Source organism: Novipirellula galeiformis (assembly GCF_007860095.1).
Classification (GTDB): domain Bacteria; phylum Planctomycetota; class Planctomycetia; order Pirellulales; family Pirellulaceae; genus Novipirellula; species Novipirellula galeiformis.
The window spans coordinates 18,210-42,997 of the sequence record NZ_SJPT01000004.1; the positions used below are offsets into that span (position 1 = coordinate 18,210).

16 protein-coding genes are annotated in these 24,788 nt (G+C 55.9%); 10 read left to right on the forward strand and 6 right to left on the reverse strand.

What is annotated here, in order from left to right:
• Nucleotides 1–365: 365 nt before the first annotated feature.
• Nucleotides 366–1,334: a metallophosphoesterase gene (locus Pla52o_RS11080; RefSeq protein WP_197169173.1), complete on the reverse strand. Its 969-nt coding sequence runs from the start codon at nt 1,332–1,334 to the stop codon at nt 366–368.
• Between the two features lie 179 nt (nt 1,335–1,513).
• Between Pla52o_RS11080 and Pla52o_RS11085 the strand changes: the two genes are divergently transcribed.
• A complete protein-coding gene (locus Pla52o_RS11085) occupies nt 1,514–1,822 on the forward strand; it encodes a hypothetical protein (RefSeq protein ID WP_146594703.1) in 309 nt (102 codons plus the stop codon).
• Between the two features lie 225 nt (nt 1,823–2,047).
• Nucleotides 2,048–3,238 carry an SGNH/GDSL hydrolase family protein gene (locus Pla52o_RS11090; RefSeq protein ID WP_146594704.1) on the forward strand — a complete coding sequence of 397 codons (1,191 nt, stop codon included), beginning with the start codon at nt 2,048–2,050 and terminating at the stop codon, nt 3,236–3,238.
• A 263-nt stretch (nt 3,239–3,501) separates the two neighbouring features.
• Here Pla52o_RS11090 and Pla52o_RS11095 read toward each other — a convergent pair whose 3' ends face one another.
• Entirely contained in the window at nt 3,502–7,065 is a 3,564-nt protein-coding gene (locus Pla52o_RS11095; RefSeq protein WP_146594705.1) for a LamG domain-containing protein, read from the reverse strand.
• Between the two features lie 335 nt (nt 7,066–7,400).
• Between Pla52o_RS11095 and Pla52o_RS11100 the strand changes: the two genes are divergently transcribed.
• Complete coding sequence (locus Pla52o_RS11100) at nt 7,401–8,495, forward strand: hypothetical protein (RefSeq protein WP_146594706.1); 1,095 nt, start codon at nt 7,401–7,403, stop codon at nt 8,493–8,495.
• A gap of 305 nt (nt 8,496–8,800) precedes the next feature.
• Here the strand turns inward: Pla52o_RS11100 and Pla52o_RS11105 are convergent, their stop codons facing one another.
• Nucleotides 8,801–9,640 (reverse strand): hypothetical protein, encoded by an 840-nt coding sequence (locus Pla52o_RS11105; RefSeq protein ID WP_231612260.1) that lies wholly within the window; start codon nt 9,638–9,640, stop codon nt 8,801–8,803.
• 467 nt (nt 9,641–10,107) lie between these two features.
• Here Pla52o_RS11105 and Pla52o_RS11110 point away from each other — a divergent pair, with 467 nt between their 5' ends.
• From Pla52o_RS11110 to Pla52o_RS11120, 3 genes are all read left to right on the forward strand, one after another.
• Nucleotides 10,108–11,913, forward strand: coding sequence for a cyclic nucleotide-binding domain-containing protein (locus Pla52o_RS11110; RefSeq protein WP_146594707.1), 1,806 nt, complete (start codon nt 10,108–10,110; stop codon nt 11,911–11,913).
• Nucleotides 11,914–11,918: 5 nt separating this feature from the next.
• Nucleotides 11,919–12,740 (forward strand): hypothetical protein, encoded by an 822-nt coding sequence (locus Pla52o_RS11115; protein ID WP_146594708.1) that lies wholly within the window; start codon nt 11,919–11,921, stop codon nt 12,738–12,740.
• 81 nt (nt 12,741–12,821) lie between these two features.
• Nucleotides 12,822–14,873, forward strand: a complete 2,052-nt coding sequence (locus tag Pla52o_RS11120) for a cytochrome c3 family protein (RefSeq protein ID WP_146594709.1) — start codon at nt 12,822–12,824, stop codon at nt 14,871–14,873.
• Nucleotides 14,874–15,152: 279 nt separating this feature from the next.
• Here Pla52o_RS11120 and Pla52o_RS11125 read toward each other — a convergent pair whose 3' ends face one another.
• Nucleotides 15,153–16,112, reverse strand: coding sequence for an SMP-30/gluconolactonase/LRE family protein (locus Pla52o_RS11125; protein WP_146594710.1), 960 nt, complete (start codon nt 16,110–16,112; stop codon nt 15,153–15,155).
• A 293-nt stretch (nt 16,113–16,405) separates the two neighbouring features.
• Between Pla52o_RS11125 and Pla52o_RS11130 the strand changes: the two genes are divergently transcribed.
• Nucleotides 16,406–16,837, forward strand: coding sequence for a 6-pyruvoyl trahydropterin synthase family protein (locus Pla52o_RS11130; protein WP_231612261.1), 432 nt, complete (start codon nt 16,406–16,408; stop codon nt 16,835–16,837).
• Nucleotides 16,838–17,038: 201 nt separating this feature from the next.
• On the opposite strand, the gene Pla52o_RS11135 is transcribed toward Pla52o_RS11130, so the two are convergent.
• A complete protein-coding gene (locus tag Pla52o_RS11135; protein WP_146594711.1) occupies nt 17,039–17,401 on the reverse strand; it encodes a hypothetical protein in 363 nt (120 codons plus the stop codon).
• Nucleotides 17,402–17,758: 357 nt separating this feature from the next.
• Nucleotides 17,759–18,604, reverse strand: coding sequence for a DUF1559 domain-containing protein (locus tag Pla52o_RS11140; RefSeq protein WP_231612262.1), 846 nt, complete (start codon nt 18,602–18,604; stop codon nt 17,759–17,761).
• 638 nt (nt 18,605–19,242) lie between these two features.
• Between Pla52o_RS11140 and Pla52o_RS11145 the strand changes: the two genes are divergently transcribed.
• The 3 genes from Pla52o_RS11145 to Pla52o_RS11155 all read left to right on the forward strand — a co-directional run bounded on the left by Pla52o_RS11145 (nt 19,243) and on the right by Pla52o_RS11155 (nt 24,788).
• Complete coding sequence (locus tag Pla52o_RS11145) at nt 19,243–20,202, forward strand: PfkB family carbohydrate kinase (protein ID WP_197169175.1); 960 nt, start codon at nt 19,243–19,245, stop codon at nt 20,200–20,202.
• Between the two features lie 385 nt (nt 20,203–20,587).
• Nucleotides 20,588–22,801: an HAD-IIB family hydrolase gene (locus Pla52o_RS11150; RefSeq protein WP_146594714.1), complete on the forward strand. Its 2,214-nt coding sequence runs from the start codon at nt 20,588–20,590 to the stop codon at nt 22,799–22,801.
• On the forward strand, nt 22,782–24,788 hold the full coding sequence (locus tag Pla52o_RS11155; protein ID WP_146594715.1) for an alpha-amylase family glycosyl hydrolase: 2,007 nt from the start codon (nt 22,782–22,784) through the stop codon (nt 24,786–24,788). Before Pla52o_RS11150 ends, Pla52o_RS11155 begins: the two co-directional genes overlap by 20 nt.

Genomic DNA, 24,788 nt, shown 5'->3' on the forward strand with positions numbered 1-24,788 from the left:
CAGCAGGCCCCGAGTCAGTCGCCCGATGGTTTGATCAGAATGGTTGTGTCGATCTTCGCGAATTCAACCCCACAGATGTGCGTTGAAATTGGCTGAAGGCGGAACATCCCTGCACCAAAAAGCCCGCCGTACGCAACGTCGAACTCACGACAAACGTGCCAGAAGCCCCGTGATGCCTAGCCGGTCGAATCCAATCGGCGTGCTTCGGTTGCACTTGGATTGTCGAGCATTCAAAGACATTTTCTATCGCCAGGTAACCGAGGCCCAAAGTCACTCGCAGTGCTCAAACTCAGGGCGGAACCACGCCGGTATCATCAACGGTCAGGTTGCACGAGATTGACGTGCAACGCGTTTTGCAGATCCAGTCAATTAGCGGCCGCTTTGACAGCGGTCATTTCGTAGTCCAGGGTGAATGTCTCCTCAGGGGCCTTGTTGTCTTGATCCAACAACGGCGAGTAGGTCCTGACGTGGATTTTGTTCTCGTCGGGAACAAACTGCAGCGAACGAAGCCAACCGTCGCCTCCGTTCGGGAGTCCTTGATAATCAGTGAGCATTTCCAGAACCTTGCCACCGGCATCGTTGACGCTGGTCTGCAGCCCTACTCCCAATACATGACCACTGACGACGAGAAAGATGTTTGGCTGCTTGCGAACAAACTTCTGCCAAATCTGTTCTCCGCTGTTGCCCGCGATTTTGTACGCCGTCGCGCAACCGGTGTCTCGCTGCGTGGGTCGCATGTAGCAATGCGTCGCGACGATCACCCGATGATCCGGGTACTGTTTTGTCACTTCCGCAGCCCAATCCAACGTTTCATCGCGCGGTGCGAATTCAAGACTCAGGATCATGAATTTCATGCCACCGGCCTCAAAGAAGCAGTAGTTATTATCGTTGGTGTCCCCCATGTGCCCACCGTACCACGGCAGATCCGCAAATCGCTCGGGCGAGTAGTACTTGTTGTACATCGTCGAGTCACGACTCTTGATGTTGATGTCATGATTGCCGGGTACCATGCTGTAGGGCACGACTCCATCAAGTAGCCGCATGGCTCGATTTGCATTTTCCCATTCAGGCTCTTGGGTAGACGTTTGCACAATGTCGCCCAAATGGATGACGAACTTAATGTTGTCAAGCTTCGCCTGTTGCCGAATCCAAAGTGCCTGAGAGACGTAGGTGTCTGGATATTTCTCGGAATAGTTTTGTGTGTCGGGCAGCAACACAACGGAAAAACGATCGGCGACGGACTCCGTTTCCTCGGCATAGCAGGCTTCGTGATGAGCGAAGAGAATCGCCAATAGGCATGCGGTCGGAATCAATTGTCGCAATGGACTCAGCATGGTCATTTCCTCAATGGAGAAGGGTCGCGTCAGGGCATGCCGGTCCGAACGTCGATTTGGCAAAGCATGTATTCGATTGTTAAGTTTGATGTGGACGGTCTAACATCATAACGCAATCGACTCGGACCCTGGTAAAGTTCGGCTGCGATTGCCGGACCGCGTCCTAGCGAGCGAGCGAGTTGCCCCACAACAAACGAAAAGCCGAGCAAGACTCAGGCGAAGTTCGGCGACGTGATCCGTACTTGGCCGAACTGGGTTACGAAGTCGTACGGATCCCAGGCGACTCGGTTTTGCGAGCCGCGGCTGGCGTGCCGCATCGGATCGAGCAAGCCATCGATCCGCGTTGCAGCCAGCTTGATTCCCGACTGTCCCCGTCGGACCATCGTGCCGTCGACATTGGCATTGGCCTTGCCCACGCGACGGACAACGCCATTTTGATCCGCAGCGGTGCGAAAGTTGGCAACGGCGTTGGCAACGATTCCGGATGAGCGTCTGGAATGGCCACGTCCCCTACGACGAGAATCGATACCTCGACTCGATACAAAAGAAGAACTGCTGATCAAACGCGTTCCTGCCGCCAACCAAAACGGTGTAAAATGAAGACTTCCGGTTTGACGACAACGCTGATGGCTGCGGGTGATGGAAAACTCGCAACTTCAAAGCGTGTCAGCGAGAGATGACTGCTGTTTTAATATTTCAATCGAGGATCATGCATGACAACATCGTTTTATTCTAGCTGCTTCGGACTCGTGTTCGCCGCCCTCACGTTGCTCTCAACCTCCGCAACGGGCAACGATCATGTCGCCCTTCGCGGTGACTTTCAAAACGCGCGGATTCAGTTCACAAAAGCGAAAGCGGGAACGGTTGCGTTCATCGGGGGCTCGATCACCGAGATGGATGGCTATCGGCCGATGGTTTGTGACATTTTGAAAGAACGTTTCCCGGAAACGGAATTCAACTTCATTGACGCCGGGATCGCATCGACCTGCTCGACCACGGGCGCGTTTCGGCTCGATACCGATGTGCTTCAGCGCGGGGACGTCGATCTATTGTTCATCGAGTTCGCTGTGAACGATGACCAAGACGCACATCACTCGGCCGCCGATTGCATTCGTGGAATGGAAGGGATCGTTCGTCACGCTCGAACCCACAACCCGAATATCGACATTGTGATCACGTTCTTTGTCAACGAATCGATGCTAGAAACGTTGCAGCAAGGCAAAACGCCGTTGACGATCCAGTCGCACACGAAGGTTGCCGAGCACTACAAAATCCCAACGATCGGGTTGGCCAATGAAGTGGCCGATCGAATTACCGCCTCAGAGTTGACGTGGCAGCGTTACGGGGGCGTCCACCCGGCGCCGTTTGGCAATGCGATTGCCGCTTCGATGATCGACGAATTGATGTCTCAGGCCTGGGCGTCGCCGTTGGCCTCCGACGCCGCAATCCGCCCGCACACGATTCCCGCGATGCCGCTCGATCCACACAGCTATGCTGGCGGACGCTTCATTGATCCGGCCACCGCAAAGGTCAAACAGGGATGGACATTGGCCGTGCCCGACTGGGCGTCGTTGCCTGGCAGCAAGCGAGAGCGGTTCAGCAACCTTCCAATGTTGTCCGCTGACCAACCCGGTGACACCGTTTCACTGAATTTCGAGGGCACGGCGGTCGGCGCCTACGTGGTTGCCGGCCCTGATGCCGGAATCATCGAAGCACAGGTCGACGGAGAGACATGGCAAACGATCGATCTGTACCACCAATACAGCAAAGGACTGCACTACCCTCGCACGGTGATGTTCGCTGCCGATTTGGAACCAGGAAAACATACCGTAACCCTAAGGATCTCTGGCGACACGCACAGCCTCGGTCACGCCGCTCGGATTATCCAGTTCGTGGCGAATTGAATCGAGGGCTAAGTGCGTCGCGGTGAGATTGCGATGCACTGGATCCTCACGGGTTTTCCTTCATTACCCGAAGCTTTAGTGAGGGACCAGGCTTTAGCGAGGAACCGGAGCGAGTCAGAGCCCCAAGGCGAGTCCCTCGCGGACGCTTCGGGTGATGGTCTAGATTCCGCACATCACGCCCACGCCGTCCCGTTTACTTGAGTAGGCCGTTTAGTTGAGCAGGCGTTCAAGTTGTTTCGATTCGCTCCGACGGCCCGCCAATTCTATCGGGATGCAAACGTGGCACGAATCTGCAACGTTCCCGTCAAGCCGTTTAGATCGATGGTGCCGCGGGCGACATCGAACCGCGTGTGTTGACGACCGTTGACCTCGACCTGTTTCAGCATGTGGCCCTCCGGAACACGCAGCCGCAATGAAAGTTGCGGCGGTGGAAGACGCGTGGGAACAACGACCTCGGCCTCGACACGCCCCTCCTCTATTTTCGAAGCGATCGTAAAGGAGAGCGGTCCGAAGCGAGTCGGCGCCCGCTCGACGCGGATCGTCTTGCCATGCTCTAGCCAACCGCGAGGGGTGAAGTGTGCCAATTGGAGTTGCTCTGGATGCCCGGCGGCATCGAAGTGTGTGAATACGAGCATGTCGTGCAGCGTCTTCAGAAACAACGCATTGTTGGTGTTGCTCGGGGGCAAGTAGAGGGCGCGATAGTATTGGCCGGGCACAACACCAAACGAATCCCCTTCGCCCGAGATGAACGTGTTGCGGGTCATGCCGTGGGCGAGTTTACCGTACAAACTAAGCACGATCTGGTCGGCTTCGTCGAGTTCCGCCAACCCATCGAGAATCCCTGCGCCGTAGACGTTGTCCGCCCCGCTCGTGCTGTAGCCTGGCAATCCTCCTTCCCGATGGTCTCCGATCGGAATCGGGTAATAGTTGAAACGAGTCAGCCCGAGCATCCTCGCCCCATGCAACAACATGTAATCCATCGTGCGACGCATCGTTTCGCCGCGAGGGTCAAAGATCCCCGATTTTAATGCTGTACCGATGCTGAGATTCCAGTAGCTGCCCAGCCGCGTTGCGGTAATCGGGTCATAGGGAATTGCCGGCGAATCTTTTAGCACCTTTGGGAAGAACAACGTCCCATCGGGCATGTCGACCTTGGTGGCGTTGAACGTTTTCATGAACGCGGAACGTAGCGACTCGGCTGCTTCCGCGGCGGCACGCGCCTCGTCATCCCACCCCGCGTCGGCGCAGAGGATCGAGATGTCACGCAGTCCCCGCCACCCGATCGCTTGATGGTCCGAATAATATCGTTGGGTGTGGATGTCACCCGCCCGTGTCGGACCGAGCATCCCCTGTGGGTCACTCGCCATGACATCGCGCATCCCTTGGATCCAGCCTTTGATGAGTGGCCGGTTCGTCGCCAACCACTCCACGTCCCCGGTCAATTGGGCACAATCCGCGGTGTAGAACAGCTTATGTGCATATTCAACCATCCGTTCGTTTTCGCCACGGAATTTCTGGGGCAGCAGGACTTGTAGGTTGTCGCGGTATTCGTCGGTGAACCCAAATTCGCCGAGCGTCTTGAGCGCGTCGCCCGATTCCTGGGGATACCAGCTTTCGTAGGCGTTGCCGATGCTGTAGCGCCACGTCATGAACAGGTTCTGGATTAGCAGATTGCGTTGCGCGTCCATGACTCGATCTTCGGGAACCTCGAAGACGGCGCCGCGAGAGAGTTGTTCGTCCCAGAACCGGCACACCGCTTGGCGTTCCGCGTCAAAACGTTCGGCATCCACCTTCAACGTCTGGCACGCCGCGGGCTCGTTCAGCCTAACGAGATACACCGTTTCGGCGCGATGAGGATCTGAAAAGGTGTAGCTCAAATACGGAGCTTCAAACACCGCGCCAGCTTGGAATACCAGTATCGGTGCATCGCCGCTGACGAGGCGATCGCCCGCGACGACAGCATCGGTGAGCGACGTTCGCACACGCAAACGCGACGGGCGGACGTTGTCCGTACCCGCCAGCCGCGTCAATCGCACAAAGCTGACCAGGCTCTCGGTCTCGGGAATCCGCGTGGCAAACGATTCCTGTTCCCAACGTCCTCCGTCGCGGTCCCGATACTCGGTCAACAACACCGGTTGATAACCCTGGTAGAGTTGCGGGCCGCCGAGCCGTTGCAGGTCGCTTCCATAACGTTCATTTCCCTCATGGCCAACAAAAAATGCGGTTCGTCGGCCGCTTTTATGATGCCGCGAAATGATCTCGCTGCCGTCGGCAACGTGCAACGCGCTATCACCGCCCCCAGTGACACTTTCATGTCGACCGAATACGAGGTAATAGATGCCTGAGGTGGTCACGTAGTCGCCAATCCACATCATCGGCCGCAAGTAGTCGACGATGTTGTCGAACGTCGGTCCATCGGGTCGCGCGATCAGCTCTTCGCCCCAAACGTCACGGCTGGCTCGCAATGCTTCGTTGACGGCCGCCTCGTAACGAATATCGGCCTCGCTGCTAACACGCGCGCTTGCGATCGGCGTCTGGCTGGATAATTGATACGGCAAGAAACGGAGCTCGAGCGCCATCGCATGCTCGCTGCGTCCCGCCGCGGTCATCCCCGCCAGCGTTCCGTGCTCAGAGACCGGGACGGACGTCTGACGCTGTACTTGGCCTCGCGTCGTACCAGGCGCCCCCGCACTGACCTTCAACACGTAGGTATGCTTCGACTGCAGAGCAACGGGCGGATCAAATAGGATCTCGCGTTTTCCCACCGTGCCCGCCGACAACGAGGCGGAGGCCACGATAGAACCTTCCACATCGGATTCCCGAATTTGGACGAGCAGTTCATCGTCGTTGGCTTCGGCCATCCAAATCGCAGCCGATTGCAGTCCCGGACCGAGCGCCACAAAGGACTGAGCGGCAAAGTGGTCGTCCGCGACACTTCCAAAGGCTTCTCCATTGCCCGGACGAGAGAGCACTAGGTCGTGCTGTAGACGCCAGTAGTAGTCGTAAATTTCATCCGCCGAAAGGGCTCGATCATAAACGGCCACGTCATCCAGTGACCCGGCCAGAGCGTGGGCGGCGGTTCGGGGTAGATTGCCATAACCGCCCAACACCAACGGCGTGGGGAATGTCGACAGAGTTCCGTCAGCCTTGGCGGCGGTAATCTCGCGACCGTTCAGGAACAAACGGAGCATTTTCCCATCGAAGGTACCCGCGACATGGTGCCATCCGTCGTAGAGATCAATCGGCAGATCACGCGCCGACAAGGATTGTAGCGTCCCATCGATGGTCAGATAGAACGTGAGGGTGTCGGGAATGTCATCGCGGTCCGTCGCGGCGATCGCATACTGGTAATAGGGCGTCGCATGTCGCGTCGCTCCTTTCCCAACCAGAATCTTTTGCGATTCCAACGTCCCCGGTTCCAAGCGAAACCACGACATCAGTGTGAGTTGTTGTTGAGGATTCAATTGCGGTGCATCTTCGCACTCCGCACTCCCTCCACGGCCGTCAAGTGTGAGTGCACCGCCAAATTTACCGCGATGGTCGATGACCGCACCGGGCCGTAACAACAACTGCAGTGCCTCTGGCAAGCCGTCGTCGGTCGCGACTTTGCGGTCATCCGCGGCTGAGGAATCAAACCGCCAACCGCATGACACCTGATCTCCAGGCACCTGATCTCCAGGCAACTGCGTTGGAGCGGCGCTCTCGCCTCGGCAACAAGACGCCAAGACCAGCACCGAGCCGATCGCCCAATAGATCGCCGGGCACATTGTTTGGCGTCGCCGTTGACGTAACTCCATCGACGTCAGTACCGCTGGACTTCGCATCATGATGCCGAACCTTATAACCGTGCCTTGTAAAATAGCGTCTGCGGACCATCATAATGCAATCGGAAACGACCTGCTTCTCCTTCCCAACCACGATCGATTTGCACCGCCACACGAAGCTCCTAGGCGGGAAGGCTCATTCTCAAACGTCAACGCCGCGTTTTGAACGCGGCGTGTTTTTCTTAACCCGAAGCACCAGCGAGGGAATATCACGCTTGGCTCGGTTCCTCGCCGACGCTTCGGCTATGATTTCATGGAAGAACGTCAATGGCGTCACTTCAAAAAATCCGCGGAGTCGCGAAGGGCTCTGCTTCGCATGGTTGTATTAGAGGACTGTCATGTTTCGAACGATTCCAATGTGCATCGCGTGTGCTCTGTTTCTAACCCCGTTGACGAACGCCGCCGGATCGGAACCACAAACAGCTGCTTCCCCCGACGCAAAGCCGCAGTACCAATGGGTCAATGTGACGCAATCGGCCGCCTACGCTCCACGCGATGGCGCCGGCGCATTGGTGTTCAAAGACAAAATGTGGCTGCTGGGTGGATGGAACCCCAGCGACAAGGTGCATTTTCCGATGATTTGCAATAACGAGGTCTGGAGTTCCCGCGACGGTGCAACGTGGTCTTTAGTCAAGCCAAACACGTTTTTGGACAAGCACTTCGATCCGACCCGCGACTGGGAGGGACGACATACGGCCGGTTATGCCGTCTATCAAGACAAGATGTGGATCGTTGGCGGTGATGCCAACCAAGGCCATATTCACAACGACGTGTGGAATTCGACCGATGGAAAGAACTGGAACCTCGTCAACAAGGAACGAGACGTTCCTTGGGGTCCACGGGTCCTGCACTACACGTTTGTCTTCCAAGACAAGATTTGGATTCTGGGTGGTCAAACCATGCCAGGCTTTGCCGAGCCCAGAAAGGAGGTGTTCTACCGCGACGCCTGGACCACCACCGATGGCGTCAAGTGGCAACAAGTGACTCCGGAGGAACCCTATTGGTCGCCGCGAGGCATGATTGGCGGCAGCGTGGTCTTCAAAGATCGGATTTGGGTGCTCGGCGGGGGAACCTACGACACGCCAACCACGCCGACACGAAATTTTTACAACGATGTTTGGAGCTCGGCGGACGGAGTTCACTGGAAACAGCACACCGCGGCCGCACCGTGGGCGCCTCGCCAATATCACGATGTCGCTGTTTTTGACGACAAAATGTGGGTCATGGAAGGCTACTACAACCAAGACGGCGGAAACAGGAACGACGTCTGGTACTCCGCCGATGGCGTGCATTGGGTTGAAGTCCCCGATACCCCGTGGGCCCCGCGGCATGCGTCGAGCGTGTTCGTTTACGACAATGCACTATGGATGGTCGCGGGCAACAACATGCAGCGTGATGTGTGGAAACTGATTCGCGTCCCCGGCGCCCGCTGACGAACCAGCGAAACGGTACTGCAACACCCGCCCCGCGAAGCAGGGAGGGTCGGATAACGAGCCTTCAACGAGCTATTCGGGGAAGGCCCACCGCGCCATCGCATCGACTCGCCACATTCGAATGCTTTGAAGTTGCGAGTTTTTCATAACGCGACGCATAAGCGAGGGAATATCACACTTGACTCGGTCCCTCGCTAACGCGTCGGATTATAATTTGCTGATAAAAACGGGCCATAACGCAGCTTCAAAACGGACACTTCGCGTTGGGATGGCAATCATCCAAGCCAATATCCATCGCCCGAATCTCACCCTTCGCTGGCGTTTAACCGACTCTGAAAGTCACTCCAAAACGCTTTATCCTGTGCATAACGCAGCGGATCAATCTGAGTCTTGTAGGCCTCTAAGTAGGCAAGGTAGTCCCGTGGCACCGTTCCGTACGAATAGTCGTCCGCCATCATCGGATTGACGAATTCGGGATCGCCCGGTTCATAATGATGCGAGTAAGCCCCCTGGTCATCGAGGTGGAAATTCGCAAACAGCACCGGCAATTTCATTTGCAACTCGTACAGCGATCGCTCTCCCCAGCTCATCCCCGCCGTGGCGGCTTCCCAGGCTTCGGCGACCTTTGCAGGCGTCGTACTGTCTGGGAACCGGAATCCCATCCCCACCCCGGATTGCGTGAATCCGTCGCGATTCATGTCCACTTGAGCCGGTGGGGGAATCAGCAAATTGATCGCTCCCTCGTCGCTCAACGAATCGACATCAATCGGCTCCGCCAACCAGTGCACATTCTGGACGGTCTTCAACTCTGATTCGGAAAGCGAATTTAAAAACGCCTTGGGCTCTGCATACGCTCCGCTTTGATACGCACGCACGGCCAGATCCCCAAACTGCTTGCCCAATTCCAGTGGCTTTTCCGCGGCGCGATAACGCCCTTGGATCTCCAGATCAAACCAACCCGACACACTGTCCTGAATTTCCGCCTCGATCGGTTGCTCAGATTCAAGCGGCGTTGCAGACATATATCCCGCATGCCCGACGCCCGACAGAATTTCGCTGAACACACTTTGCAGCTGATGCTCTTTCTCTAAACGACTCGATTGCAACGCCGAGTTGACGGGTTGAATGCGGGTGACGTCCATCATTTGCTGCTCTCCATGTTGATACCCAAGCTGCTCTCCATGTTGATACCCAATTCGCGCCCGGCCCCCACTATCGACCTGGCCCTATCGCCCCAGCTCGATTGATACGACCACTACAATCCCACCTAGTATCGGAACGATGCTGCACTTGGCTTCAGAAAACCACGCCGCTCGCAGCGGAATGCCCCTCTTCGTGAACACGCACAGATTGGAGAGGCGGGAGAGGCTGGGCGAGCCAGGCAATCGCCGACAAAAATCGCGATGCCGAAGCCGATCGCGCCAGTAGAGCATCGCTGCTGATCGATGGAAGCGAACCACACGCTAAACCGATCGAAACAAACCGATCGAAACGAATCGCGAAGACAGTTATCAGCTTCGATGGCGAATCGCGACACAGAAACGCTGCGTGAAACAACGTTTCACGGCACCTCTATTGACCTTCATCGACGTGGCGGTGTACTAGATCCTCCATGAACCCTTCTGAAGCGATAGCCGTGCGTCGTCCCCAACGCTGGGACAAGCCGATGGACGCGTCGATGAACGACGCCGATGTGGCATGGTTGCGCTCGCGCGACCCCTTTGCGTCGATGAATCCGAAGTCCTTTCCTCGGACCATTCCACTCGAAGGCATCCTGCATAATGATTGTCGCTTGATTCGCTGCGAAGCGGGTGAAGTCTTGGTGCGTGAAGGCGATTACGGCAACAGCGCGTTTCTGATCCTCGCCGGTAGCGTTTCGGTGATGGTCGATTCGCTCTCGCAACAAGAATTGGGACGAACGCCCGCAGAGAAATTGAGTTGGCCCGAAGCGCTACGTCGCTTTATGTTTCGCAGCAACGTTGCCGAATCACGCGACCCTCACCAAGTGGTTCCCTGCCCTACCAATTCAGCGGGCACGATTCGGCAGTTGGACGATCGGCAAGCGATCTTTTTACAAGACTTTGATCTTGTCATGCGTGAACACGAACACGTTTCGCTTGGGCCCGGGGAATTGTTCGGCGAAGTCGCGGCGATGTACCGCTCGCCACGCACGGGAACGGTGATCGCCGAAAACGAAGCCACGCTACTCGAAATACGCTGGCAAGGTTTGCGGATGTTTCGACGCGACAAAGCGTTCGCAGAAAAACTTGAATCGCATTATCGCGAACAATGGCTCGCGATCCATCTGCGAGAGATCCCCTTACTTCGCTATTTGCCCGAAGACAAACTGCAGCGTGTCGCGGACCGCACTCAGTTGGGATCCTACGGGCGGATGGAGTGGGACACCGATTACAAACGTCAGCGGAAACTTCCTTTAGCCGAACAAATCAAATCGGAACCGCTGGTCGCCGAAGAAGGCCATTTGCCGACCGATTTGGTGATCGTACGGAGTGGTTTTGGACGGCTCTCCCAATCTTACGGGGCCTCGCATCGCACCGCGGCCTACCTCGGCAAGGGGCACGTCTTCGGCATCGAGGAATTGGCCTACAACGCCTTGCGGACACCGCAGATGCCGCCCCGAATGCTACAACATTCACTTCGCGCGATCGGCTTTCTCGACACCCTTTCGATTCCCGCCGAAGTGTTTGCCGAAGAGGTGCTGCCGCATATCCGTCGCAGCGAACTCCCTGCCTCGGTTGCAAAATGGGTCACGCAAGCTGAAAAACGTGGCACCGACCGCCGCAACCAGACCCGTTCGCCGAAATCAAAACGGGACGGCGGCCGCGATCTACCGATCGCTACGGGAACGCAGTACCAACAAACCGAATTGATCGAATTCATTGTTCAAAATCGCTTGAACAACGGCCGCGAAGCGATGGTCATTGATTTGCATCGCTGCACTCGCTGTGACGATTGTGTCAAGGCATGCGCCAGTGTGAACGATGGCAATCCTCGTTTCGCTCGCCAAGGATTGATTCACGATCGATTGCAATTTGTTCAAGCCTGTATGCATTGCGAGGACCCGGTTTGCATGATCGGCTGTCCCACCGGATCGATCGCGCGCGACGTTGATACCGGCGTAGTCGAAATCCACGAACCGATCTGCATTGGTTGTGGAACGTGTGCCAATGCGTGTCCGTATCAGAACATTCAAATGGCCAACATCCGGGATCGCGATGGCAAACCCTATCACGACCAAGCGACGGGGAAGCCGATTACGAAGGCGACCAAATGCGATCTCTGCAGCAGCCAACCGAGTGGACCGGCATGTGCCTCGGCGTGCCCGCACGACGCCTTGGTCCGGATTGATTTGACCGAATCAAAGCCGCTCACCCAATGGTTAGAGCGACGGAGTTAGCACGCATGAAACCGATTCATTTCCGAACCCGCCGCTGGATTGGCATCACCGTCACCTTGATCGCCGCCGCGATCGTGATGATCGTCAACCAATGGCAACACAATCGACTCGGTCACGCCAGCCACTTCACGGGGTTTACCCTGTTGGCAACACTCTGCTTGCTGATCCTGCTGGGGGTTCGACGGCGGTTGCCGGTGTTACCTCTGGGCAATGTCAGCACTTGGACGCAGATCCATCTCTATACTGGACTATTCGCCACGGTCGTTTACGTCGCCCATGTTCCGGCGCTGATTGCCGGAGGGCAATTTGAATGCACGCTTTCGCTGATGTTTTTAATCGTGACCGCAAGCGGCTTTTATGGGCTGTACGCTAGCCGGACGTTGCCGCGGCGGTTAAGTGCGGTCAATGGCGAATATCGCTACGACCAAATTCCATGGCACCGGAACGAAATCGCCAAGGCCGCCAACCGCTTGTTGGATGGAACCAGCAACGAACCGGCGATGACCGCACTAAAAACCTTCTATCGCAAGTATCTAACCCCCTTTTTCGATTCCTCGCCAACGCTTGCTTACGTCGTCGCGCCCACCGGCCATCGCCGACGTCGTTTGTTATCCGAATTAAAAGAGCTCGACCGTTACCTCGAATCGCAATCGCGATCGACCGCGGGCCAGTTTGCCGCCTTGGTGCGCCGACGCGATGATTTGGATTACCAATACGCGCTGCAATTACGTTTGCGATTGTGGGTGATCCTACACAGCATTTTCTCTCTGTTGTTGTTTGCCGGTGCGATTATCCACGCCGCTGTGGCGCTGCGATTTACGAGCTAAACGGACGCATTATTGCACTGCATTGTCCGCTCGCGGCCTTCCTCTCCCATTCCTCCTGCAACAACACGTCCCCCAGAACTGATGCCACGCGAAAATCTCCATCTGCCGTCGCCTCCTGCGATCGATCGCCCCGGAGACCGCTGGGTCTGCGGCGCCCAACGGTCTGGAAAAAAGTGCGACACGGGGCCGACACGATTGGGAACATGCCCATTGGCCGAAGCGTGTTGTCCACAGCGCACGTGGACGAACGCACGAAAATCGGCCGCGCTAATATTGTCATTCCTTGCCATCGCTTTCCTGTTGGCGGCAAGCCAAACCCAATGGGTTGCCGACTTTTTTAAACCTGGTGAACTGGCCACTCCCCACGCACAGATTCTGGCGGGCACCTTGTCAAGCCAACGATGTGCCGCATGTCATGCCGAGGCTTCGATTCAGCCGACGTCTTGGTTTCGCAGTGCCGGTGCCGGGCACGACCACGTCACGCAAACCGATCGCTGTCTCGATTGCCATCACACCACGATCGATCGCTCCACAGCACGGCTCGCACATAATTTGCCCGCTGAGGCTCGAAAGCAAATTCGCGATCTTGCCTTACAAAACTCAGGCAACACGGTGGCGACCCAAGTAAGCCATCACGCCCCCTCCCCGGCGGTGAACCAAGAGCGTCTTGAGTGCTCAGCGTGCCATCGCGAACACCGCGGCGCGGACGCCAATCTGATGGTGATGACCGACGCTCAATGTCAAACCTGCCATCAAAATCAATTTGGCAGCTTCGCCACCTCGCATCCCCAATGGTCCGATTGGCCCTACGGGCGTGGTGGCAAGATCGCGTTCGATCACTCGTCCCATGCGACCAAGCACTTCCCGGCATCGAACCAAGGCGAAAATTCGCTCGTCTTCAATTGCATACAATGCCATCCCAAGAACGAAAACAACGAACTCCGTCGCACCGTCGACTACGAAGTCGCTTGTCAATCGTGCCATGACAAGGGACTCAAACTCGAATCCACCCACGGCATCGAGCTGTTTGCGTTACCGACCATCCCCGAAGAACGATCCCGAGCGTTTGAATCATGGCCGGTTGCGGCGACGGGGTTCTACGATGGCACGATCGCTCCGTTGGCCGAACTATTGCTGCGCAGCGAAAAACAGGTGGCTGCCGCGATGCGGACCATCGAAGAGCGAGATTTCAGCCGCGTACTCGCCGACTCGCCGGATCAACCCGCCGCTGCTGCGACCATCGCCCAGGCGCACCGCACGCTGCTAGCCGATGTCGCCGCCCGTGGACAAGCCGCGTTGATCCAGCGCGCCGAAGCGAGTGGAGTCTCCTCCGCTGCGCTGCGGAACATCATTCGCTCCATCCCCCCTCAAATGTTGGCGGATACCTATCGCTTGTGGTTTCATAATGAAAACAAGCCTGTGCCACTGACCCATCAGCGACGCTCCCCAAGCCCGTTCCGGTTGGTCGCCACGACAGACGATCTGCTGCTCGGCGGCAACGACGACGTACTAACGGACGACGATTTACTTACCCCTGACCCGCTGAGCACTGACCTGCAAAACTCAGACCCGCTAAGCATGGATTTATTGGACGCGGACCCATTGGACGCGGACCCTCTGGACTCCGATCCATTGGACGCGGGGAATCAGCAACGCACCACGAAACAGCGTGATACACGATTTGATCCCAACCGGATGCTTGCCGAAGGTGGCTGGTACCGCGACGAATTGAGATTGGCCATCGTCTATCGAGGCGGCGGCCATGCCGATCCGATCATTCGATCCGCGATCGAAACGTTGGCGGCATTGCCCGCGAATGACCCGCTGCGAACAAGGATGCTCGCCAACCGCACCGTGGCGGCCTGTATTAGCTGTCACCCGAGCGCGTCGATGGGCGGCGGAAATTGGGTCAGCCCTGCTTTGGTTGGACAAGGCCGCACGTTTACAAAATTCTCGCATAAACCGCACATGAATATCGCCGGATTGACCGATTGCGTGCATTGCCACGAGGTCAGCAAGACGCACGCCGACTTCGAACCGATCAAATTGCAATCCTGTGCGGCATGCCATACCGCCCATGGTGCAGGCGAATCGTGCACGACGTGCCATCTCTATCACGTCGATTCGTTTTAAAGAGAGGTAAAGCTAATGATAGGTAAGGCATTGCCCACCCCACCGTCTCAGATCGGAAGCAGCGGATCGCGTTCACGGTTTTGCCTGGAGATTTCATAACCCGACACACCAGTGAGGGAATGTCCCGTTGGGCTCGGTCTCTTTGACTCGGGCCCTTTGACTCGGTCTCTTTGACTCGGGCACTCGCTGACGCTTCGGGTTGTGCGTCAATCAATAGCCGTAACGCCTTGCGGAGTGAGCGTTAAAGACACGCTTGCTCGTTCACATGCAATCTTCGGTTTAGGCCCAATAGCAATCGTTGATCGGTCCCCCGTCATCAACAAGGTCGGTTTCGGCCAGGAACAATTGCCCGGCATTGGGACATTTCGCTTTCGCTTCGGCGTCCATATTTTCTACCGCCGTCGTGATGATCAATTGGATCTTCCCTTCGTAGCGAACCAGGGCGGGGCAAGTGTTTTGCGGCGATCCCGGGGTTTGCCAAACACAGACGAGCTCGCCCGTGGCGATATCGTACATCCGCGTCGATCCAAACTCGGCGACATCGGGCAGGAACATCGAAACGATCAACTGCTTCCCATCGGGGGTTAGGATCGCACCATCAGGCACCGCAGCGTCGCTCGTCAAATCGACCACGACTGTCGGCTCGCCAATCGACCCCGCCTCGATGTCCAAACGGTAGCGAACGATTTGACGCGTCGGTGAATCGATATCGTAGAGCGAAAGCGAACCATCACTCTCTTTGACGATTGATTTTCCGTTGCTACAAATCTGGTCGTCGCGAAGTTGGATCAGCTTTGCGTCGCGGCCTCGGTACAGATAGAGCCCCGCTTTGCGAGTGGCAAACTCGAGATCCTTGGTGCCGAAAACCAAGTTGTCCTCAAACAAGGTGCCATCGTTGATGATCGTGTTGTCGACGCTCGCATCGATGCCATCTTGAAACGACTCAAACACCTTCGTCTCGGTGTCAAAGAAACCGAGCGACCGCTCGCAGCCGACGACGAACCGGTTGGCGGTTTTGCAGGGAAAGGCGAACCCGGGGCGTCCGGGCAATTCAAACGATTGATTCGTTTCTGTGGCCAAATCGTAAAGGTTTAGCGAACCGTGGGTTGCCTGGGCGCCGTGCTGGATGCCAACCCACGAGAACGTTCCATCGGCGAGTGCGAAGGGGCCTTCGGGCAAAAAACGCAGCGCGTCGGTGCTGGGGACGGGAAGTGCAACGGCTTGGCGAATTTCGGGCATCGATCGGGTCTCACTCTTGTCAAGGGCTATAGCTGTCAACGCAAACGGTCATGAACGAACCGACCGCCGCGACGTGGGGGCACTGCGATTGGCCATAGTGTGCCATGTTCTTCGCCACGAAGAAACAGGGCGATTCGCGACAAGTCATCCATGCCCTATGATGCCAATCAAAGACCTTCACGAAGGTTGCCTCCGCCGCATCGCAATCCCGCCTGCGGCGGGAACAACAAGATTGCAAGAAAACGCACGCGTTCATGCGCTGCGACCGAGTCACGCTTAGAGGACGACAAACGATGACATTAAGTATCATGCGCCGATTTACATTTTGCGCTGGCCACCGATTGGTGGGGCACGAGGGCAAATGTCAAAACCTGCATGGCCATAATTACGTGGTCGAGGTCTACGTGACCGGACAGTCCCAAGATGCGGTGGGGCGTATCTTAGACTTCAAATTGCTCAAAGAGCGATGCAACGGTTGGTTGAATGAGAATTGGGATCACACGTTTATTCTTTGGGACCAGGACGAGAATGGACTCGCAGCGATCCGCGCTTCCCAACCGCATCGCATCTATGAACTGGGCACAAACCCGACCGCCGAAAACATGGCGATCCATTTTCTCCACGAGATTTGCCCAAAAATTCTAGAAGGCACTGGGGCTTCGGCCTTCAAAGTCCGCTTGTGGGAAAGCGAAGAAACTTGTGCCGAAGTCGAATTGAAGAATTGAACTCCGCCGGGGCTGCAGTGAAACGAGTTCGGGTGAAGACGACCACGCTATCGACGTAGCGTTGGCAAGTTGCACCCTCCCCGGACGCTAGCGCGTCCGACCCTCCCGCACGCGGGAGGGTATTACGTGTTGGCAACACCTCGCACTGCAGCGCTCTACGGTGTTACTCAGGATTCAATCGCTAGCGATCCTTCCTCAACATCAAAACGCCTTTACGTGGACCGTCTGGCCTTTCCGTGTTGACACTTTCTTGGAATTAAATTCGTGCTTCGTTGGATAATGCCCTTGAGGCTTCAGCACGCAGTAAACCATGTGATCGCCTTCCTTCATGTTCTTGTACTCGGTCGATTCGCCCGGATTCAAAATCCGACCTCCGTATTTTACGAAGTCATGAGGTCCCGCATTTTGAAGTGAAGGGCTGGGGTCCACACTACAGTAGGCAACCTCCGTTTTGCTGTGATTTTTAATCCAAAGCTTGCCCAATTCCTTCGCTCCGCCTCCACCGGCCGTAGCGATCGAAGGAACTGCGAACACGAGCAAAGCAGCGAGACATAGTTTGTACATCAGAGCACTCTCTTTCTTTTGCGAAACAGGAATGGAAACTCAAAGTGGAAAACCAAATGGAAAGCTAAATTGGCAATGGAACTCGATGTCGTTCGAAACAAACAACGTGTCCACTGCTCTCTAAACAGCCTGCGACGAACTTGACTCCTTTGTAAATCGAGATTGCGACGGGTTAGTAAAGGACGCGGTGATGGATTGGGCAAACGGCGCAAAGATCCGGCGGCAATCGTTTGAACTCATTCTCGGACGTGTTCCGTTGGCATCACACATCGGCATCTGCATCTGGTTTTTCATTGCGGCGTTTCCGGCCGTGCGGGCAAGACCGATGGCGAGGCATGAAGCTTGCGATTGGAAGGGTTAGTGGGCAAAAAATTCGTTCACCAGTTCGTATCCGTAGCGTGAGCAAAGCGCCCCGATCAAATTGACATCTGTCGATTCCGATAGAAACCTGACCGCTCCATCGCAAAGCGCAACCTGGGCGCCGCCGCGGTGAAAGCTAAAAATCTCGCCGCTGTTCTCGAGGTTGATGCCACCGTTATCGTGCGAGATCGTATTGCGACCGTCCGCCCACAACCCATACGAATCCGGCATCCGATCGACCACCTCGGCCAAGAAAATCGTATTGCTCGTGCCATCGATAATTTCACTGAACGACACCGGCCTCAAACGAACGGGCGTCGAAGAAATCAAAACACCATTGTTCAGGTCGATCCCTGCGTTGGCACGCTCGGACGCCAGCGCGCTGCCCATCACCCCGGCGTAGTCAGTGTCCCCCTCGCCGTCAAAGATTGACGACGGACAGCGAAAGGTGGGAATGACCGCCGAAATCAACGACGCGTTCCGCAACGGTTCATCCCAAGCAACGCTACGGTCATAAGATTCTGCGATCGCGGTCTGTTCAATCTGGGCCAATATTGCCGAGGACCAAGATTGATTTCGACCGTACAACCGATCATTCCCGAGCGGCAAGGTGTCAAAGATCCCATGAAATTGATGCAGCCCCAGACCAAGCTGGCGAAGATGATTTGAACATTGCGCCCGCCGAGCCGCTTCTCGGGCTGCTTGAACACCAGACAAGCTGAGCGATAATAGAACGCCGATGATGCTGATCACCACCAGCAACTCGATGAGCGTAAACCCAGCGACACAACGCCGTTGGTCGTATCGCGAGCCAGCGACGTGAATCGTGACCGGAATTTTCATCACCCGAAAAGACTGCGGTACCATGCCTGTTCGACGCTACCAACGCCGCTCCGTGCTTAGTCGCATCCCAGCACCGCCCGTGTGGGTGCCGCGAACCCCCTCTTGTGTCCATCTCTTTGTATCGCCCGCATTTTTGAGATGCAAGGAGTATCTTTGGAAATTTAGGAGGATTCACAGCAATGTTTCCCAAGCAACGGCTGACGACAGATCCACTCCATTTCATCGTCCAGGGCGGCAAATGAACGCCTCGATCGCACGATTGCAGACCGTACAATCGAAAACCGTCATACCTGAATTTTGGGATCGAGCGAAACTTAGCGTCGCCCGCGCATTGCATCGGATGAGGTGCATGTCAGTCGAGAATTCGCTCAAAGAATTCAGGCACGGCGTTTGCTACCATTCTCGTTTACGTTCGTGACCCGTCCGAGTGGCGAGACGGTGGGGTTTCCTTTTTTCCAGATCGAGGTTGGCAATCACGACACCACCCAATCCACCGCCTTCCTTGGGTGTCCCCTTTCCAGGCGACACCTCTACTGCCTTCGTAATGGACTCGCCATCACCCTGGAGCTGGCAATTTGTATTTGCGCTCCAAATCGGTACAATGCATGCAAAACCTACATCGCCCTCCACAGCAACGAATGTCTCCCATCGCTCCGAAAACGCGTCCCAACCTAGACAGTTCTCCGCTGATTATTGGCGAAGTGCTGTTGGATCACTTTCCCGACGGGCGTCATGTTCTTGGAGGCGCTCCCTTCAATGTCGCTTGGAATCTGCAAGGCATGGGACGCCACCCGACCTTCGTCTCCGCCGTGGGTGATGACGCGGAGGGTCAACAAATCCGCGCTCACATGGCGACATGGGGAATGGAATTGAAGGGATTGCAAACGAGCAAAGACTACAAAACGGGAGTGGTCCAGGTCACGCTGCAAGGCGGACAACCGTCGTACGAAATCGTTTTCCCCTGTGCCTACGACGACATCGATTGCATTGCGGTAGCCAGTGAGTCGGACGCTCCATCGATGGGCGGGCATTCGAACAGCGCAACGGGCCGCGTCCTCGCGCCCCCTTCACTGCTTTATCACGGCTCCTTGGCATGGCGTGGTCAGCGGACTCGCGAGGCGATCACTCAATTGATTCGCAGCCCCCATGGGCTGCGTTTTGTGGACGTCAATATCCGCCAACCGTGGTTCGATCACGAATGGCTTTCGGAGCTGCTCTGCGGTGCCGACTTTATCAAACTCAACGACGAAGAATTGGCCGAGATCAGTGGACTCCCTTGTGGAACCACAGACGCAGTGAATCGAGCCGTTGAAAAACTCTGCAGCCAATACGGCAGTGCCGTCTATTTTATCACCAGCGGCGCCCAGGGTGCCTACGCGGTGACCGCCACGCAAACTTGGTTTGCGGCGGCACCACAACCGGCTTCGATGATGGATACGGTGGGTGCCGGAGACGGTTTCGCGGCCGCTGTGATCGATGGAATTTTAACGGGACTGCCCTACCCCACCATTCTCGATCGCGCCGTTCGTTTTGCCGCTCGCATCTGCGAACTGCGAGGGGCCACGTCGACCGACGCATCGATTTACCAACTCGACTAGAGCAGAGAGGCAGGAATGTTTGGGTGAAATCCCATTAGCCGCTTGGGCGTTAGCCCCGCTTGAACCGTTTGAACCGTGGCTAACGCCAAAACGGCTAATCTACCGAAAGATTCCTGCCTACCTGCTTCGTTCCGACGCGCCGTCCCCCCAATTCCAACGACACACTGTATTCCAACGACACACCGTATTTCCAACGACACACCGTGCTCACGCCCGCATTCGCCCCTTCCACACTGACGCGGATCCGTACTCGGCTCACGTCGCCCGGTCGTGCCAGCCCCGCAATGGACGTCTCCGCAATGGACGTCTCCGTGAAGCGTGAAACAACCCTCATTTAGCATCGTCTTTAGAATCGTCACCCACCTCAAATAGAAACGTCAAGGTTATGCCTGAAACAGAAATTGAAGGATCAAGTTCGAGACAAGCGTCACGAAAAAAGCGGCTTCTCGAGCGAGAAAACGGTTTGAAGATAACGCTGATCAGCCTACATGGATTGATCCGCGCTCACGAACCCGAACTGGGCTGCGATGCCGACACGGGCGGCCAAGTGATCTATGTACTGGAGTTGGCTAAGGAACTTGCTTCCCAGCCAAATGTACGTGAAGTGGAATTACTGACGCGACAAATCATTGATCCCAAGGTCTCCGACGAGTACGCCCAACTTGAAGAACCGATCAGTGAAAACGCCAAATTAGTGCGTATCCCGTTTGGCCCCAAACGCTATCTGAAGAAGGAAGCATTGTGGCCCTACATCGATCATTTCATCGACCAAACATTGGTCCATTTTCGCCGTACGGGCATTCCCGATATTATTCATGGTCACTACGCCGACGCGGGACTCGCCGGCGGCCAACTGGCGCGTTTGCTGCACGTTCCGTTTATCTTTACCGGACACTCGCTGGGCCGCGTTAAGCGTCAACGTTTGTCGGTCAACAAAGACAATCTCGATTCACTCGATCGACGCTACAAATTTCCCCTGCGCACCGAAGCCGAAGAGATTGCCTTGGAAACAGCCTCGATGGTCGTGACCAGCACGACGCAAGAGGTTCAAGAACAATACGAACTGTACGATCACTATGTGCCATCACGGATGGAGGTGATCCCGCCCGGCGTCGATCTGTCGCGATTCTCACCGGCCGACTCAGCTTGGCAACGCCCCCAAATTGCCGACGCGCTCGATCCGTTTTTGCGAGACCCGAACAAGCCCATGATTCTGACCATGGCACGTCCGGATGAACGTAAAAACTTAACCATGCTTGTCGATGTTTACGGACAAAGTCCGCAACTGCAAAAGCTTGCCAATCTGGTTTTGGTAATGGGATCGCGTGACGACATGTTGCAACTTCCCAAGCCACAGCGACGCGTGCTTGATAGTGTGCTGCATCGAATCGATAAATATGATCTGTACGGACGGGTCGCCTATCCAAAAACACACGCCTCCAAGGATGTGCCCGATCTGTACCGCTTGGCAACCCAGAGCAAGGGCGTCTTCATCAATCCCGCCTTAACCGAACCGTTCGGTTTGACATTATTGGAAGCGGGGGCGACCGGGCTTCCGATCGTCGCCACCAACGATGGCGGTCCGCGCGACATCATCGCGAACTGTGACAACGGATTGTTGATCGATCCCCTCGACCCAGAGATGATTGAGAAAGCACTGCTGAGGACGTTGACCGAACCGGAACAGTGGCAAACATGGTCCACCGCAGGGATCGAGGGAACTCGCAAGCACTATTCGTGGAGCAACCACGCGAAGCGTTACCTACGCGACTTGGACGATATTTTGGAACACTCCTCTGTGCCCGCATTGGTCCGATCGCCGCGTGCACGACGACTTCCCGAGTTTGATCGATTGATTGTCACCGATTTGGACAATACGTTGACCGGGGACGAGGAAGGACTTGCCCAATTCGCGGAGTTGCTGAAACAGAACCAACACATTGGGTTTGGAATCGCGACCGGCCGCCGACTTGATAGTGCGATGGAACTGCTCTCTCAACTTGGGTTACCCGAGCCCGATGTGATCGACACCGACGCCGGCACGCAATTGCATTACGGTGACAAATTGACCCCCGATCGCAGTTGGCGAAAGCAGATTGACTACGCTTGGAAACCGGACGAGATTCGCCGGGTACTCGAGGAATTGCCGGGCTTCTATGTCCAAGAAGACTCGCACCAATCGGAATTCAAGCTCAGCTACGAGATCGACACCAAGTTGGCCCCCACGACGACCCAGATCAAGAAACATCTGCGGGCGGCCGGTTTGCGTGCTAAGGTTTTGTTATCACTGGGCATGTACCTCGACATCATCCCCGTGCGGGGGGGCAGCGAAATGACCATTCGCCATTTGCTGTGGAAATGGGGCTTTTCAGCTGATAACGTGCTCGTTGCCGGCGATAGCGGCAACGATGCTGGCATGTTACTGGGTCGCACCTTAGGCGTGGTCGTGTCCAACTACAGCCCCGAATTAAACCGACTGCGGAACCATCCCCGCGTCTATTTTGCGGAGCACTCGCACGCGCGTGGCATCATCGAAGGCATCGAGTACTACAACTTCTTAGAGAACATCGTAATTCCTAATGATCAGATCGAATCCTAAAGGGCTCCGCAACGGCAGCATCACCCCGCGCGCCAGTGGACTCTCTTACGAGGCCGATCTTTCCTTAAAACGCTTAGCACCGCGGTTGCAAGCGTTCTGGGATGCCCACGACGCCGACGAGGAATTGCGTCACGAATTCGGGCTGCGTTTGGCGGACCATTGGGAAGAATTGTTTGCGTTGTTATTTGAGTTGTATGGAACTCGCTACGACTTCTTTTTCCATCTCGAACAAATTCTACTGACCGCCGCCGCCGCTTGGCTTGACCGTCCCGAGCCCCTCCGCGAACTCGATCGCCATCGCATCAACGAACCCGATTGGTTCACCTCGGAAAAGATCGTTGGCGGAGCGTTGTATGTCGATTTGTTCAGCGAGAACCTTGGCAAGCTGACCGAGTCGATTGACTATTTCAAAGAGCTCGGGCTGACCTATCTCCATTTAATGCCCCTGTTTGCAGTCCGTCCCGGGGACAACGACGGCGGCTATGCGATTAGCAATTACCGGAGCGTCGACCCGCGACTCGGCACGATTGAAGATTTGCGAAATCTTGCCTCCGAGCTACGCAAAGCGGGCATCGTGTTGGTCCTCGATTTCGTCTTTAACCATACCTCGGATGATCATGAATGGGCCAAGCATGCTCAATCGGGCGACCCCGAGTACCAAAACTTCTATTACATCTATCCCAATCGAGAGCTGCCGGACCAGTACGAACGAACCCTCCGCGAAATTTTCCCCACCGTGCGGCGTGGCAACTTTACCTGGCACGACGGCATGCAGAGCTGGGTCTGGACCACCTTCAACAGTTTCCAGTGGGACTTGAACTACAGCAATCCAGCGGTGTTTCGGGCGATGCTCGAAGAGATGTTCTTTATTTCCAGCACGGGAATCGACATTTTGCGACTCGACGCGGTCGCCTTTGTCTGGAAACAGATGGGCACCAATTGTGAAAACTTGCCCCAAGCCCACACCTTGATCCAAGCCTTCAGCCGATTGGCGCGCATCGCGACGCCCAGCTTGTTGTTCAAATCCGAAGCGATCGTTCATCCCGATGATGTGGTCAAGTACGTCAGCCCCGAAGAATGCCAAATTTCCTACAACCCGACGTTGATGGCGTTGTTGTGGGAATCGCTCGCGACACGCGAAACGCGGTTGTTATGTCGCTCGCTCAGTCATCGACACAAATTGCCCCCCCACACCGCGTGGGTCAACTACTTGCGCTGTCACGACGATATCGGTTGGACGTTTGATGACGCCGACGCGGCCGCCCTGGGCATCAACGCCTACGATCATCGACAATTTTTAAATTTGTTCTACACCGGACAATTCAAAGGCTCGTTCGCCCGCGGCGTTCCCTTTCAAGAAAACGTGCAAACCGGCGATATGCGCATTGCCGGTACCCTCGCTTCGCTAGCGGGACTTGAACATGCGATCGAAGTCGGCGACGAACACGAAAAAGAAATGTCGATTCGGCGGATGCTGCTGTTACAAGGAATCTCGCTCAGCATTGGGGGCATTCCGCTGCTCTACCTGGGCGAAGAATGGGGCATGCTAAACGATTACGACTTTGTCAAAGATCCAGCCAAGGCAGGCGATACGCGGTGGGTCCATCGTCCCAAAATGCAGTGGGAATTCTTGCACGAACTCGACGACAAAATCGCTTCGGGTGACGGTTCGATTCGCACACGGATCTTCCGTTCGCAGCAAAAACTAATCGCGACTCGCAAATCGTTGCCCGCGCTCGCCGGACAAAACATGGAACTCGTCGCGACTGGTAACGTGCACCTGTTAAGCTTCATTCGAATCCACGAAAGTCATCGCTTGATCGTGATCGCCAACTTCTCGGACCAACCACAATCGGTCGATGGCAATCGTCTCCGCACCGTCGGTTTAGGACGTTTTTTCCAAGATGCATTGACCGATCGCGAATTTGGCACCAGCGCTGACATTGTGCTCGAAGCCTACGAAACCCTCTGGTTATTGCGAGTGTGA

Coding starts and splice junctions, on each gene's coding strand:
- Pla52o_RS11080 (WP_197169173.1), bottom strand. CDS start 1,334: ATGCTGAGTCCATTGCGACAATTGATTCCGACCGCATGCCTATTGGCG.
- Pla52o_RS11090 (WP_146594704.1), top strand. CDS start 2,048: ATGACAACATCGTTTTATTCTAGCTGCTTCGGACTCGTGTTCGCCGCC.
- Pla52o_RS11095 (WP_146594705.1), bottom strand. CDS start 7,065: ATGATGCGAAGTCCAGCGGTACTGACGTCGATGGAGTTACGTCAACGG.
- Pla52o_RS11100 (WP_146594706.1), top strand. CDS start 7,401: ATGTTTCGAACGATTCCAATGTGCATCGCGTGTGCTCTGTTTCTAACC.
- Pla52o_RS11105 (WP_231612260.1), bottom strand. CDS start 9,640: ATGATGGACGTCACCCGCATTCAACCCGTCAACTCGGCGTTGCAATCG.
- Pla52o_RS11110 (WP_146594707.1), top strand. CDS start 10,108: ATGAACCCTTCTGAAGCGATAGCCGTGCGTCGTCCCCAACGCTGGGAC.
- Pla52o_RS11115 (WP_146594708.1), top strand. CDS start 11,919: ATGAAACCGATTCATTTCCGAACCCGCCGCTGGATTGGCATCACCGTC.
- Pla52o_RS11120 (WP_146594709.1), top strand. CDS start 12,822: ATGCCACGCGAAAATCTCCATCTGCCGTCGCCTCCTGCGATCGATCGC.
- Pla52o_RS11125 (WP_146594710.1), bottom strand. CDS start 16,112: ATGCCCGAAATTCGCCAAGCCGTTGCACTTCCCGTCCCCAGCACCGAC.
- Pla52o_RS11130 (WP_231612261.1), top strand. CDS start 16,406: ATGACATTAAGTATCATGCGCCGATTTACATTTTGCGCTGGCCACCGA.
- Pla52o_RS11135 (WP_146594711.1), bottom strand. CDS start 17,401: ATGTACAAACTATGTCTCGCTGCTTTGCTCGTGTTCGCAGTTCCTTCG.
- Pla52o_RS11140 (WP_231612262.1), bottom strand. CDS start 18,604: ATGAAAATTCCGGTCACGATTCACGTCGCTGGCTCGCGATACGACCAA.
- Pla52o_RS11145 (WP_197169175.1), top strand. CDS start 19,243: ATGTCTCCCATCGCTCCGAAAACGCGTCCCAACCTAGACAGTTCTCCG.
- Pla52o_RS11150 (WP_146594714.1), top strand. CDS start 20,588: ATGCCTGAAACAGAAATTGAAGGATCAAGTTCGAGACAAGCGTCACGA.
- Pla52o_RS11155 (WP_146594715.1), top strand. CDS start 22,782: ATGATCAGATCGAATCCTAAAGGGCTCCGCAACGGCAGCATCACCCCG.